Source organism: Vallitaleaceae bacterium 9-2 (assembly GCA_038396585.1).
In the GTDB taxonomy this organism is placed as follows: Bacteria; Bacillota; Clostridia; order Lachnospirales; family Vallitaleaceae; genus UBA1351.
Genome location: CP121691.1, coordinates 3,294,372 through 3,308,653 on the forward strand (window position 1 = coordinate 3,294,372; position 14,282 = coordinate 3,308,653).

9 protein-coding genes are annotated in these 14,282 nt (G+C 37.9%); 2 read left to right on the forward strand and 7 right to left on the reverse strand.

The window, feature by feature from the left end; all coding sequences use genetic code 11:
• Positions 1-17: 17 nt before the first annotated feature.
• Genes uxaC through QBE53_15030 form a run of 3 tightly spaced genes read right to left on the reverse strand, consistent with a single transcriptional unit; the run spans position 18 to position 4,432 of the window.
• The gene (uxaC, locus tag QBE53_15020; protein WZL81097.1) at positions 18-1,442 is read right to left on the reverse strand and encodes a glucuronate isomerase; all 1,425 of its coding nucleotides are present in this window, start codon (positions 1,440-1,442) and stop codon (positions 18-20) included.
• 50 nt (positions 1,443-1,492) lie between these two features.
• Complete coding sequence (locus QBE53_15025) at positions 1,493-3,004, reverse strand: altronate dehydratase family protein (GenBank protein WZL81098.1); 1,512 nt, start codon at positions 3,002-3,004, stop codon at positions 1,493-1,495.
• Positions 3,005-4,432 (reverse strand): tagaturonate reductase, encoded by a 1,428-nt coding sequence (locus QBE53_15030; protein ID WZL81099.1) that lies wholly within the window; start codon positions 4,430-4,432, stop codon positions 3,005-3,007.
• Positions 4,433-4,583: 151 nt separating this feature from the next.
• On the opposite strand from QBE53_15030, the gene QBE53_15035 reads away from it, so the two are divergent.
• Positions 4,584-5,789, forward strand: coding sequence for an AraC family transcriptional regulator (locus tag QBE53_15035; GenBank protein ID WZL81100.1), 1,206 nt, complete (start codon positions 4,584-4,586; stop codon positions 5,787-5,789).
• 10 nt (positions 5,790-5,799) lie between these two features.
• Here the strand turns inward: QBE53_15035 and QBE53_15040 are convergent, their stop codons facing one another.
• Positions 5,800-6,657 (reverse strand): HDOD domain-containing protein, encoded by an 858-nt coding sequence (locus tag QBE53_15040; GenBank protein WZL81101.1) that lies wholly within the window; start codon positions 6,655-6,657, stop codon positions 5,800-5,802.
• Between the two features lie 16 nt (positions 6,658-6,673).
• Complete coding sequence (locus tag QBE53_15045) at positions 6,674-7,360, reverse strand: radical SAM protein (protein WZL81102.1); 687 nt, start codon at positions 7,358-7,360, stop codon at positions 6,674-6,676.
• Between the two features lie 154 nt (positions 7,361-7,514).
• Between QBE53_15045 and QBE53_15050 the strand changes: the two genes are divergently transcribed.
• Positions 7,515-8,234, forward strand: coding sequence for a queuosine precursor transporter (locus QBE53_15050; GenBank protein WZL81103.1), 720 nt, complete (start codon positions 7,515-7,517; stop codon positions 8,232-8,234).
• 115 nt (positions 8,235-8,349) lie between these two features.
• Here the strand turns inward: QBE53_15050 and QBE53_15055 are convergent, their stop codons facing one another.
• Both QBE53_15055 and QBE53_15060 read right to left on the reverse strand, forming a co-directional pair.
• Positions 8,350-12,810 carry a GDSL-type esterase/lipase family protein gene (locus QBE53_15055; GenBank protein WZL81104.1) on the reverse strand — a complete coding sequence of 1,487 codons (4,461 nt, stop codon included), beginning with the start codon at positions 12,808-12,810 and terminating at the stop codon, positions 8,350-8,352.
• Positions 12,811-12,895: 85 nt separating this feature from the next.
• Positions 12,896-14,281: a GGDEF domain-containing protein gene (locus tag QBE53_15060; GenBank protein WZL81105.1), complete on the reverse strand. Its 1,386-nt coding sequence runs from the start codon at positions 14,279-14,281 to the stop codon at positions 12,896-12,898.
• Position 14,282 lies beyond the last annotated feature (1 nt).

The following is a 14,282-nucleotide window of genomic DNA, read 5'->3' on the forward strand; positions in this document are numbered from 1 at the left end:
TCGATTATATTGTAAGTTTATAAACCAAAGTATGCTTTTGCATTATTGTAACTAATGTCTTGCACAATCTGACCTAAGAATTTTTCGTCGTTTGGATATTCTCCATCTTCAACCAATTCGCCTATGTAGTTACAAAGGATACGTCTAAAGTATTCATGACGTGTATAGGACAAGAAACTTCTTGAGTCGGTAAGCATGCCAACAAAAGCACTCAGTAAACCAAGACTTGCCAATGCGCTCATTTGATCTTGCATACCTTCTTTTTGGTCACAGAACCACCATCCGGAGCCAAATTGAATCTTGCCTTTTGTTCCTCCACCTTGGAAGTTTCCGATCATCGTACCGATAACATAGTTATCGCGAGGATTAAGCACATAAAGAATTGTCTTTGGCAATTCATCTGTAGTATCTAAGTCATTTAACAATGCGGATAAAGCAGGGGCAAATGTTGAATCATGAACCGAGTCAAATCCGGTATCTGGTCCCAATGCCTTATGCATACGTCGGTTGTTATTACGAAGCGCTCCGATATGAATCTGCATTGTCCAACCACGCTTAGCATACGCTTTGCCTAAGAAGTTTAATACGATTCCTTTATGTATTGCCACTTCTTCTTCGGATAATTTGTCGCCAACTAATCCTTTTTTGTATACTTGGTCTGCTAATGTATAATCAATCTTTGTTGTTCCTTCTACATAAGGTGTGTTGTACTCAATCGTATCTAGTGCATGGTCAGATAATCGGCATCCCACTTCATGGAAATAATCGATACGTTCTTCTAATGCTTTTAACAATTTTTGGATACTGTCAAGTTCATAGCCCACAACCGCTTCCAAACTTTTAATCCAAGGAATGAATGTCTCATTAGCAATATTAAAGCTCTTGTCCGGACGATATGTCGGGTAGACTTTTGTTTCAAAGGATGAATCTTTTGCTAATTGCTTGTGATATTCAAGTGTGTCAATCGGGTCATCTGTCGTACAAATCACATCCACATTCGAGCGCTTAATCAATTGACGAGCGCTAAAGTCTTCTTGATTTAACAGCGTATTACACTTTTCCCAGATTTCATCCGCACTGTCTTCACAAAGCAAAGTATCAATTCCAAAATAACGTTGCAATTCTAAATGGGTCCAGTGATACATAGGATTTCCAATAGTATATGGAACCGCTTTTGCAAACGCTTTAAACTTTAGATAATCGTCTTGTTCACCCGTGATAAAATCTTCTGTAATTCCAAAGCTACGCATTACACGCCATTTGTAATGGTCTCCACCAAGCCAGATTTCTGTAATATTCTTATACGTCTTATCCTCTGCAATCTCTTTGGGAGATAGGTGACAATGATAGTCAATAATCGGCATATCCTTTGCATACTCATGATACAACTTCACCGCTGTAGGATTTTTCAACATAAAGTTTTCATCTAAGAATTTTTTCATTTTTTTCTTCTCCTTGTATTGGTTTTGGTATTAAAATCTATCTTTGAATTTTATAGGGTTACGCCTGATTTAAATATCGCGATTTCACGATAATTATTCACCTCTTGACGCACATATTGTCCATTGGCAGTTGCAATGATTTGCTCAATAAAGTCATGCAGCAGTGCATCCATTGTCTCACCATCTACTAAACGTCCTGCATTAAAATCAATCCAGTTAGGTTTAAGGTTTGCCAACCGCGAGTTCGTTGCAATCTTCATCGTTGGAATAAATCCACCAAAAGGTGTTCCTCTACCTGTAGAGAAAAGAACCATCTGACACCCACTCATACCAAGGGCAGTTGTTGCAACTGCATCATTGCCCGGTGCACTTAAAAGGTTTAATCCATGCTTAGAAATACGCTCTGTATGCTTTAGGACATCTATGACTTGACTACTTCCTGCCTTTTGCGTACAACCTAGCGACTTATCTTCAAGGGTTGTAATTCCACCATTTTTATTCCCTGGTGATGGATTCTCATAGATAACTTGATCGTGACGTTTATAGTAATTCTTAAAGTCATTCACCAGCTCCACCGTTTTTTCAAATGTGGCTTCATCTTTACACCGATTCATCAAAATAGTCTCTGCACCAAACATCTCCGGCACTTCGGTAAGCACCGTTGTGCCCCCATGATGAATAAGATAATCTGAAAACATTCCAATCAGTGGATTGGCGGTAATACCGCTAAGACCATCTGATCCTCCACACTCAAGTCCGATGCGCAATTTACTGATAGGTTGAGGTTCTCGCTTGTCCATACGCATTTTTTCAAACAGTTGGGTTAACAGTTCCACTCCGGCTTCAATCTCATCATCCACTTCTTGAGATATCAAAAAGCTCACCCGCTCTTTATTGTAGTCACCCAGTGTACGCTCAAATGCATCAATCTGATTGTTCTCACATCCTAAGCCTACTACAAGGACTCCTCCGGCATTGGGATGCTTAACAATATTTTGTAGTGTTTTTCGTGTGTTGATGTGATCATCACCCATTTGAGAGCATCCGTAATTATGACCGAATGCAAAGATGCCATCAATATTTTCCAAGTCTTTAATGCGAACACCTTGGTCAAGCATACGCTCTTTAAATACTTGAATAATCTGGTTGCTAACTCCATTAACGCAACCCACCGTCGGAATGACCCATAGTTCGTTACGAATACCTATCTCTCCATTTGGACGTACGTATACGTTAACTTCACGTTGTTTTTCTAAGGTTGAGAAATCTTGAAAATGTGGTTCATATTTATATTCTAACACATCATCCAACTGTGTTTTTACATTATGGGTATGTACGTGTTCACCCACAGCTATCGCCTTGGTTGCTTTTCCTATAGGCATACCGTATTTTATAATCGGCTCGCCTTCTTTTATCGGCTTCAAAGCAACTTTATGTCCACTTTTCACATCATCTTTAAAGGTTACTTGTATTGCTTGGTGTTCTATGGATTCACCTATAACTACATCTTCCAAGACAATAATCACATTATCATTACCATGAATTTGTATGAAATTCTTCACCTATTTCACCTCATTTATCGCTTTGATGGCAGCTTCCATTCCTTCGTTTAATATCAATTCAACATAATCTGCAACCTGGTTTGTCATGTTTGCGATTGTATTAAGGTCACCATCCCAGTTGCTTTCATAGCCAAGAACTCCTTGTACAATACGTGTAATGGCTTCTTTTGAGCCATCAAAATCTTTCCAAAGTTCTGCGTACAGGTCTAAGATATCTTGATTGTCATTGGTTTCAATGGTCTCTCCATTAAATGTTCCTCGATAGAAGACAATATATGCTGCCAAAGCAAAGACTGTTCGTTTAGGCAACTGTTTATTCTTATCTAGGTATCCTAAAACTGATGGAAGCACACGCGTCTTATATTTTGACATACTGTTTAGCGATATACTCATCAGATAATGTTTGATAAATGGATTTTTAAATCGCTCAATGACTTCTTTGGCAAACGTTTCCAACTCTTCTGAAGACAGCGTTAATGTTGGAATAATCTCTTCATAGATTGCTTTTGTCAAAAATGTATTTAACACTGTGTCTTCGACAGATTCACGTACTGTTCGTGCACCATATAGGTATGCTACCGGAACAAGGGTCGTATGTGCTCCATTTAAAATACGCACTTTACGCATTTTATACGGTGTAACATCATCCACAAAAATTGCGTTACAACCTTCTTGATTGGCAGGAAATTCATCCCGAATACTCTTGTCGCCTTCAATGACCCATAGGTTAAACTGCTCGCTTTCAACCACTAGGTTGTCTTTGTATCCAAGTTCTTCCCATATTTCTTCTATGCGTTCTCTTGGATATCCTGGAACAATACGGTCAACGAGTGTATTACAAAATGTATTCGCCTCTTCAACCCATGTTTTAAAGGAATCATCTAAATTCCATAAGTCAATATATTGAAGTACATATTTTTTTAGATAGTCCGCATTCTTGTCAATAAGTTCACACGGAAGAATGATAAACCCTTTATCTGCCGCTCCGTTATACGTTGTATAACGTTCTAGAAGTAGACGAGTAAGTTTTGCCGGAAAGGATACATCCGCGTCTTGGTCCATTGTATCTGCTTCATTAAAAGTAATACCTGCTTCTGTCGTATTAGATACAATCACACGTGCTGTATCAATGTGTGCTAGATTTAAATAACTACCAAAATCTTTATATGGATTAATCGCTGTCTCAATCGAATCGTTTTTATAATGTTCACTCACCGCTTCTCCATTTTTAATTCCACGCATATAATGTGTATACGTATAATCTTGATCAGCAAGCATATCAATAAGTCCGTTTTCAAGGGGTTGAACAATTGCGATGCCTCCGTTATAATCGCCTTCATCATTCATTTTTTGAATCATCCAGTCCACAAACGCTCGTAAAAAATTTCCTTCTCCAAATTGAATTACTTTAATCGGTCGCTTTGCCATAATCTACCTTTCCTTCCTTAAAACATTATTTAAGGTCCTATGCCTTTATCCTTAGTTTATCCTTAAAATTTGACATCTTCAAGGGACATATTTTGACAAACTATACATTTTTTGACATAATAGAGTTATCTTAATCTATGGAGGGCTTATTATGGTAACCAATGAGCGTTTGCTTTATACAACTAATCTTCTCAGCGAGACACTTCCCGATGAGTTTATGAATGAACGTCAGCTACTTTCTATTGGTATTGATCCGCATCATCAGTTTCTAATCTTGCAGCTTATTTTAGGCAATACGTTAAAGTCACATATCAATAGTCTAAATCCTGATTCTGCTAACGAATGGAAAAGCCAGCTACATCAAATCATGGTTAAGCATTTTGCCCCTCATGTTTTATGCTTTTTAAACTTACAACCTTTTACACGTACCGTTGTATTATCTATTGACCCTTCTCAGTCACTCTCTCAAGTCAAGGCTGAGTTTGGGCAACGCTTTATCGCATTGTCCAACGAGCTTCATAGCGTATATCAATATGATATCACCGGATGCTTTGGCTCTATTGTATCCAATTATTTTCAAATCGGCTCTTCCTATAAAAAAGCCCGCTTATTACAAGAATATCATTTTATTATCGGATTGGGACACTGTATTTTCTTTGATGATCCTCGACATACCGATGAGTATTCGCTGGTCGAATATAAATACGTCCATCACTTCGAGTCCTTGTTTGAAGATAAACAGTGGATTCAAATGCTTGAATTATTAAACACAATTAAGCATGCCTTAGTTCAGAATATGGTCAATGATTCAAAGGTTACTTATATTTACAAAGAAATCTTTTCCATCACGATTCGTCAACTATTTGACCAGCTTGATGACTACAAACAAGAAATTGAAAAGCTAAATACCGGAATCATTATGTTTGATCATCTTTTTGATGATATTGAGCAGGTTAATCAATATTACTTAGAGGTTATGCATCGCATCACTAAGCAAGTTCCCAGTGAACATATGCACCTTCACATCAAGAAAGCTTTAAACCTTATTCATCAACATTATATGGAAGATATTTCTTTGATTTATCTAGCGGATGCGTTAAATATTTCCACCGCATACCTCTCTCGTCTTTTTAAGCAAGAGGTTGATATGAACTTTAAAGAATATCTTACTCGCTATCGAATAAGCAAAGCCAAAGACCTCTTGGATAAGGGTTCTTTGGCTATTAAGGATATTGCTTATCATGTAGGTTACAGCTCCCCTACACAATTTGCAAGGGTTTTTAAACAAGTAGAAGGTATTAAGCCGTCTCAATACCGTCAAGTTCTTAAAAATAAAGGGAATGATCCGTTTTTATAATCCCTATATTTTATAGTTCCAAAAAAACGGATTTTTTTTCTATATCATCGGCTACTTCCGACATAATCTCAGATAGCATTTTTTCATTAAGATTTAATGCTTTTGCCCCTTCTGAAAAAAATTCATATGCTAAGCCGTCAATGCCAATATGAATTCCCATCATCATAATCAAGCTATCGGCAACATGCGTGATATAGACAAGCTTTGGATTAATGGACGCTTCTTTGGGATGATGATGTGTTGCAATCACTTCAACAAGCTCATCTGGAAGATTCCATTTCTCTGCGACTTTCGCTCCGATCTGTCCATGATTAAATCCAAGGACTTCTTCTTCTGCATCTATAAAGGTATATCCTTTTTCCACAAGGCTATTGATTTCTTGATATGCATCTGCTACGTATTGATCAAGTACAACTTTTCCTATATCTCTTAACAGACCTGCTGTATAAGCTTGGTCTACTTTTTTATAACCGACTTTTTTTGCGACAGCTCGCGTCATTATTGCAGAAATTTGTGATTGCTTCCACAGCGCTTCTTTTTCAAGGGCGTAGCCGGGTAGCTCTTTTTCCATGAATTTACCAATAACTGTGGTTAAAACCATTGTTCTAACCGCTTCAAACCCTAACAAAACAGCAGCTTCTCGTACGGTTTCAATATCACGTCGACCGTGATAAAAGGCTGAATTTGCTAATTGCAAAATCTTTGCCGTAAGGCCTTGGTCTTTGATAATTTCTTCTTCTAACTCCTTGGCACCTGCTTCTGGATTCTTTGTGATTTCCATAATGCGAATTATCGTCTGGGGAAATGGCGGTATCTCTTGAACCCGACTAATGATTTCCTCCATCGTCAATGCCTTGTTATCTTCCATATATTTCCCCTTTCTATCAACCGACTCCAAAGTCTGTATTATTCCATAAAATGTCGCATTGTTCGTCTTGGTCTAGCCACCCATATGTATTTTTAAACCACTCTACTAAAGACGGATCTTGAATAATCTTTGTCGAATTATTGACATATACATTCACCGTAAAATGTTCAAAATGCTGTTTAGCCAATGTGATATCTTGCTCTATCTGCTTTTTTGTCTGTCCATTGATTCCAACCATCAAACACACTGAATCAACATATTTTTTTAGTTCATCCACGGTTACATGTCCAAAGCCTTTGTTTAATACATTTTCTCGAAAATCATAATCAAAGGTCTCTAAACCTGTTTTTACAGTAATCTTGACGCCAAAAAAATCGCGCATACGCTGTATATGTTTCCTATATATCCAATGGGCTTCAAAAAATACATGCTGTATATGCTTGTCTTTAACACATTGCTTTAGTGCATCTAAAGTTTCTTGCGGCAATTCAAAGACATTGCCGGAATTAATCACTTCTAAAACCCCATATTCTCCGGTCACTTGGCGGATAGCTTCCATATTTACTTTGTGATTAGACACTTGGTCCTTGGAATTATCTTCAATATAATCGCAAAACGCACACTTTCCCCATCGACAAGAGTCTCCCTTTAATAAAAGAATCTCTCGCTTTATCTTATTTGTTATCTTACTATATCTTTCCACTGAATCCAACCTTTTTTTCAATCCTATCTATAATTTTCTTCTTCAATCCATCAACCTCTTGTTTTTTCTTCGATTATCAGTTATAATCATGACTGCTATAAAAGCCGCAGTTCGTAACCATCCTGCGAAATCAAAACTAGGAGGAGAAAAAATTATGAGTAACCTAACCATTTTTATTTTATTTGCCTTTATTAACTTTGGGCTCATTGCGCTGGTTTTTCGTTTTTTTGGAAAAACCGGAATCTTAAGCTATATCATCTTAAGTGTTATTGCTGCCAATATGCAAGTTAACAAGGGTATTATCTTTGATCTAGGCTTCGCCGAGCTTGAAGCCACACTTGGTAATGTCATGTTTGCCGGAATTTTTTTAGCGACGGATTTACTTAATGAAAAGTATGGTTATCACGCTGCTAAAAAAGCTGTCACACTTTCTATCGTTGCCAACCTTTCCTTTGTACTAATCATGTTTATATCTACATTATACCATGGTTTAGATTATAGTGAACCCTATAATCATGCACTGGAGTTATTTTTTTCCATTAATGGCGGCACATTAAAAGCCGTTCTGGTTGGAAACCTAGTATATTTTATCAGCCAAAGTCTCGATGTTTTTATCTATGATAAGATAAAATCTTGGAATAGCGAGAAAAAAACCCTATGGATACGTAATAACGGCTCCACCCTTTTGTCTCAGCTTGTAGACACCATTCTCGTTAGCTTTGGATTTGCCCTTGTAGGAATCTTTCCATTAGATCTTGTCGGTTCTATGATTATTACAACTTTAGTCATTAAATATGTGGCTGCAATTGTTGACACACCTTTTTTATACATTATGAATCAAATCAAGGCACCTGAGTCTCACGACATATTCTAAGTGAACATATGCAACACGATTGCTTTATCGCGAAGCGCTATTGTTCACGGCAAGAATACGTCCTTGAGTACAAGCAAAAAAAATGCAACCTCACTAGAGGTTGCATTTTTTTGTGCTATCCGATAAATCCTTCTTTCGAGACAAATGTTTTATCCATCGCCTCTTTGGTATCACCGATAAATATTTTATCAACTTCATCAAAGGTTAATTGGGCAAGTGTCTCTGATTTAACCGTTCCTATATAATCTATCAAACTCTTTTTGAACCACTTGACTTCCACATGCTCTGATTGTCGCTCCACAGGCAAGCTTGTAATCATTAAGCGCCCACGTCCCACTTGTGCCGCTATAAGATTTGTTAATCGATGGTTATAATAAAAGTTAGGTGTCACTTCAATCATTGGCGTAATCTCTGGTGGCAAATGATCCACACTAAAGTTAAACGAATCTTCCAACAGGTGATACCACTGGTAATCGGTATAATGATCTGAAGGAAAGTATCTTAATTGTTCCGGTTGTTCAAAGTAAAACCCATATGAACCTTCACTATTAAAAAACACAGGACTCCAAAAGACCGGATTAAAGCGATCATCATAGACTTTCTTATCTATAAAGCTGTCTTTGTTCGCCATCAGCAAAACATTTTTTCCATCTTCAAGCATTTTTTTTACTTTTGGATTCCATGCACTAACACAATGGATGTCATGCTGATGCGCCAGCAGTTCAATGTCCGTATTTTCAATCTCTGGATAAACCCATAGATTCCAGCTATTGCTATAATTCGTTCCTAAAATCTCTACTGTCATGGTCAATGCCTTGGGACTATTTATGTCAAACAAGTCAATATTGTCTGTCTGCCCAATCCATTGTAGGGTCCCCGCTTCGATGGTAACATTCTCAAACGTTCCTTGTGCATACATATGTTGAGATGCATTTAATGTCCAACGGATATCCATTCCTTCCATTGCTTCAAATCGACTTTGACGAATATAGATATCAGCCAAGAATGAATCCATCGATTTTATTATACGTTTTTCCGTTTTTATCAGTGGAACAACATCATTGCAAAAGCCACGAAAGGCTTCTTCACTGATTACACCTTTTGAGTTCCAAAAAGCGTCCAGTACGCCTACTGTTGCACTGCACTGCCCCGGAAAATCTTGGATACCAAGCATTTGAAAGCCACCAAAATGCTCCGTTCGTAAAAAAGATTCTATCTCTTCTTTATACATACGTGCTGCAAAGATTCCAGAAGCTTGTACAAATTGCTCGATTTTATGGTCTAATCCTTTTTGTTTCAAATCATTTTCAATCACTTTAAGATTTTGCGGATATAAATTCCCCGTATATTGACTTATTTCTCCTATATTTGGATAAACACAAAACTGTCCGGCTTCGTGAGAGATGAGAGGAATCTTTCGCCCGTCAACGGCTTCTTTGTATGTTGTCATTAACGTCTCGCCCATGGACTGGATAAAGCGATTCCCACGCATCCCATGTGTGTCTGCTTCCACAGAGATAAAAATATCATCGTAAGGATCCAGGGGGCGGTCATAATTGGCTGTTAATGTATAAAGAATGTCCGGTCGAAGCGCTTTTAAAGGTCTAATTGCATCATGCAGCAACTGATGGTCACCCCTTAACTCATTCCCATTGCAATAGATACAAAAAGATGGGTGGTTCCCATAGCGTTCAATGATTCGTCTCCCTTCTAAAGGGATGAAAGTATAATGCTCTGGGTATTGTCCTGTACCTATAAACCACTCATCTAGCCAAATAGGTCCTTCAATCTGCAAATAAATCCCACATCGATCCGCAGCCACAAATGCAGCTTCAGGTGGACAGTTCGAGTGAAATCTTAGGTGATTCATTCCATATGCTTTAACAACCTTCATAATGCGCATCCAATAAGCTTCATCACACGGAGGATATCCGGTTAAGGGATGGACCACGCATTCTAGATTACCTCGCAAAAACATTTTATGTCCATTTAAAAGCATATCGCGTCCTTGTTGCTGCAGTTTACGAAAACCAAAAGAGATACTTGTTCTTTCTTCTTCCAGCTCAATATGTAAGCGATATAGCTTTGGATTCCATTCATTCCATGGTTCAACAGGCGCCTCTATAACCAGTTCATGTTCAAAGTACGTCGTCTCGGCTCCACACACGACAGTCTTTACCAACGTAGCTACTACATTCTCATTATCATCGTGAGTAATACAGTACTTAAGTCTATGGTTTTTGCTTGGCATGCCTACCTGGGTATCTTTTTGATTAATCTTACCTTTAACGGTCACTGTTTGTTTCTTGGCATCTGCAAAAATCATGACTTGATCCATATATAGGTTTTGACTTGCCTTAAGTTCAATCGCCCCTACCATTCCATTCCACAACGTCTGCGTCTCATTGGTATACGAATGCCCATAGAGACCAAGATGATATGGATCGCGATTATCAAGCATGACTGTCAAGCGATGCGTTTGTCCCGGTTTTATAAAAGCTGTCAAATCATATTCATGCGCTCCGATAAGGCTCTTAATTGTGCCGACAAATTGATTGTCAATCCATACCTTGGATGCCATCATTACTCTTTCAATCGAAAAGACAACACGTTGATTGTTCCACCCCTTTGGCACCGTCACCATCTTTTGATACCAACAAGCCCCCACATAGTCATATCTTGCCTTTAGACTTCGAACTGACTCCGGTGTCAATGTTTGCTCCGGATTCAGAGCTTTTCCTATGCCATTTTCACATAGCGTACCTGGTAACATTAAGGTATCTTCACTAAAGCGCTCTTGAAACCATGTCTCTACTTCTCCCATGTCTTGAGGGTCTAATTGATACTGCCACTTCCCTTTTAAAGAAATGGTCTTCTCATTTTTTTCTAAAACTTGTACAAGGACAGATATACATTGCGCACGGTTAACAGGCTTATGGCGCTGATATCCCTCCCAAAGCCAACCGAGTCTTTTAGCTTTTTCTTCACATGCATCCATCCCTAACTCTCTAAAACCAGCCATAGCTATCCCACGAATAACCATGCTTATAAGTTCGCCTCCCGTTAGCCCATCATCCGGTCTAAAGCGTTGGTCTGGCGTCGTATCTGGGTCAATGATATTGGCATCAATCGCTTTTTGAACACTTCCCGAATCAAATTCATAGCGATATATATCACAATATTTTCCTGTATACCCCCTTGAAGCGGGTCCTTTGATCGCTTTAAAAAAAACATATAAAAACTGCGCCCGAGGCATCTCATCAAAAGGGTGAAAAAACTTAACACAAGGATCAAGTAACCCTCTATGCATCGCTTTTTTTAATACTTCTTCATATTCTATTCCCTGACAATCTATATATGGCAGTTCTGGAAGATCTGTTGTAAGCACCGGTGCCTCTTCTTTTTGTGTTGGGAGAATACTCTCTTGTGGTCTAAGACTTTCATCCGGCGCCCATAGCGGCATAAATCGGTTGCTTATTTTTTCTCTAAGACCCGGTATATTTTGACGCATGATGTCCTTAGCAATAAACTCTGCTATCAGCATGCCACCATAATCATTGGTATGGGCTGCATCCATAAAGTATCCTTTTATCGTTTCTGCATCCATCTGACAAAACAATTCAAAACTATATTGATGCAAGTCAATCACATCAACGTCCAATTCATACCCTACACGAAGGCATGCATCGGCATAATCTTTGAGCAAATCATAATACCCATGTTCATCCTCCGCAGGTATGCGGCTCATCGAAGTGACAATAATCGGCGTTGCTCCTAGAGATCGTATTTTTTGGATGTACCACCTTAGATTATGTGTGTATCCACCATAAGCCTTAAGATTTCGCCGTTTTTGATCATTATGTCCGAATTGAAACAAGAAGATATCCCCTGGTCGAATGTTCTCCAAGATAATATCTAAGTGTCCATCATCGCGAAAACAATTCGTTGTCATCCCTCCATGGGCTTGATTATCTACGGCTGCATTTTGAATATATTGAAGCAAGTATTGCCCCCATGCCCCAAAATTAGTTAACGGATTATAAGGCATCCTTGCCTCATAGTCTGCCACAATAGAATCCCCACCAATATAGATAGTCGCTACATCCGCTTTTTCTATTTCAACAGCACTTAAGCTTGCCTCTTGTCCAAGTAACGATACATAGACCGAATTATCTTCTCGTGCCGGTTTTCCCATAATCGGAATATATGCTCCCACATGGGTATAAAATGAATGTACAAATACCTCTCGTGGCTTAACATGAATGTCACGTAGGACAAGATTACGCCGTCCAGTGTATAGGTGTACACCATCAACACCCGTACTTTTGCCTTCAATTGTCACCGTTACTTTGTAGTTCCCCTTTTCTTTAACTTTTGCTCTAAAGCGCAAAGGGTAGCGCTCCTTGGACACCGAATCAGCTATCCATCCTGCTGTTGCTTTAAAAAAATCCCCATTTTTTTCCAACGGTTGATCTAAAGGAATAAACCCATAGCCCTTGGCCTCATTATACAGATCATCAACATGAACCAAGATTCCGTCGCCTTGCTCATGTTGGGTAAAAATATACTTTTGCATTATTGGAGCCTCCTATTTCCATTAATAGCTGTGTTAATTCTATTATATAGAATTCTCCCTTATATTGTGTATAATATAATGCGCATTATGTTAAATTACATGTGTTGTTCCTTCCATTTTGTTTGGCGCAATATAGTGCTTCATCTGCTTTTTTAAACAATGAATACTTATCATCTGTTTTTGCATATTCTGCAACGCCTATGCTCACTGTCATTTTTATTTGATTGGTAAATTCCCAGTTTTCGACAGTTACGCGAAGGTGTTCCGCAACGACTTCACATTGCTGTGCCGTTGTCTCTGGACAGATAACGATAAACTCTTCGCCGCCCCATCGTCCGACTAAGTCGGATTCTCTTACATTTTCTTGCAGTATTTTTCCAAGCTCAATTAGAATTTCATCTCCGATATCATGACCATAGGTGTCATTGATGGTTTTAAAGTAATCAATATCAATCAAAATGATTGAAAAAGAGTTCGCATAACGTTTTGCCCTGGCAATTTCTCTGTCCATTAATTCTTCTATTTTTCTTCTATTAAATAGCTTTGTCAAGACATCATTATAGCTATATTCCCTAAGAATGTTTAGCTTGATTTCATTATACTTATTTTCTTTTTCTATTTCTGAAATCTTTTCAGTTTTATCCTGAATAATTCCAATCAATTCAAGAAATTTTTTGTGTAAGTTATCGATTTCATTGATGTTTGATGTATACACCTTAAGCGAGTCTATATCCTCCGATGCTGCTATGACATTGGTAAGCTCATTGATAGGTTCTAAAATAGTGTTTGCAATTTTTTTTGTTCCATAATAGTGAGAAATCATTGAGATAATGAAGATTAACAGGAGAAGTAATTGTATCCCCAACATGAATTGTTTTTTATAATTTGCAATTTTATCAAATTTTTGTTCTAAACCATTGCCTTCAATAAGAACAATCGAAGGAATACCTAATTTTTTTATTTCTATCGTATAAATAAAATAATCTTTTGCCTGTATGTTCTCTTTTTGCTTATATACCAAAAGATCATTTGTCGGTTCCGCATACACCAGTTGTTTTTCCTTTGTCGCCATTATTGTGGTTATGTCTTTTATTTTATCTGTTGTTAGTGCAAGGGATGTACAACTATATATACTGTATTGTTTTGACTCACCTTCAACAGCTTCCATACAATCTCCAATAAAGTCACACCGATAAATATCCCCAATATCTTCCCGAAGATTTTCACCTATAGCTTCATAGCTATTTGTTTGGGCATATTTTTTTGCAATCACCGCATTAAAATAGCCTGTCTGAAACTTTATCTTATTATCGAGTTCGCTTTCCATCGTTTCTATTATCTGTTGATCTCTTACATGGGACATCTCATTGCCATATATGAAAAAAGTAAAGTACACACCAAAAATAAATACTATGATTGAAATCAAAATGTACATCATTAACTTTTTACTTAAGTATGATTTATAATCCATC

Excerpts from the sequence above, each read along its gene's own strand:
- QBE53_15055 (WZL81104.1), bottom strand. The coding sequence starts at position 12,810 with ATGCAAAAGTATATTTTTACCCAACATGAGCAAGGCGACGGAATCTTG.
- QBE53_15040 (WZL81101.1), bottom strand. The coding sequence starts at position 6,657 with ATGGAAGATAACAAGGCATTGACGATGGAGGAAATCATTAGTCGGGTT.
- uxaC (WZL81097.1), bottom strand. The coding sequence starts at position 1,442 with ATGAAAAAATTCTTAGATGAAAACTTTATGTTGAAAAATCCTACAGCG.
- QBE53_15035 (WZL81100.1), top strand. The coding sequence starts at position 4,584 with ATGGTAACCAATGAGCGTTTGCTTTATACAACTAATCTTCTCAGCGAG.
- QBE53_15030 (WZL81099.1), bottom strand. The coding sequence starts at position 4,432 with ATGGCAAAGCGACCGATTAAAGTAATTCAATTTGGAGAAGGAAATTTT.
- QBE53_15060 (WZL81105.1), bottom strand. The coding sequence starts at position 14,281 with ATGGATTATAAATCATACTTAAGTAAAAAGTTAATGATGTACATTTTG.
- QBE53_15050 (WZL81103.1), top strand. The coding sequence starts at position 7,515 with ATGAGTAACCTAACCATTTTTATTTTATTTGCCTTTATTAACTTTGGG.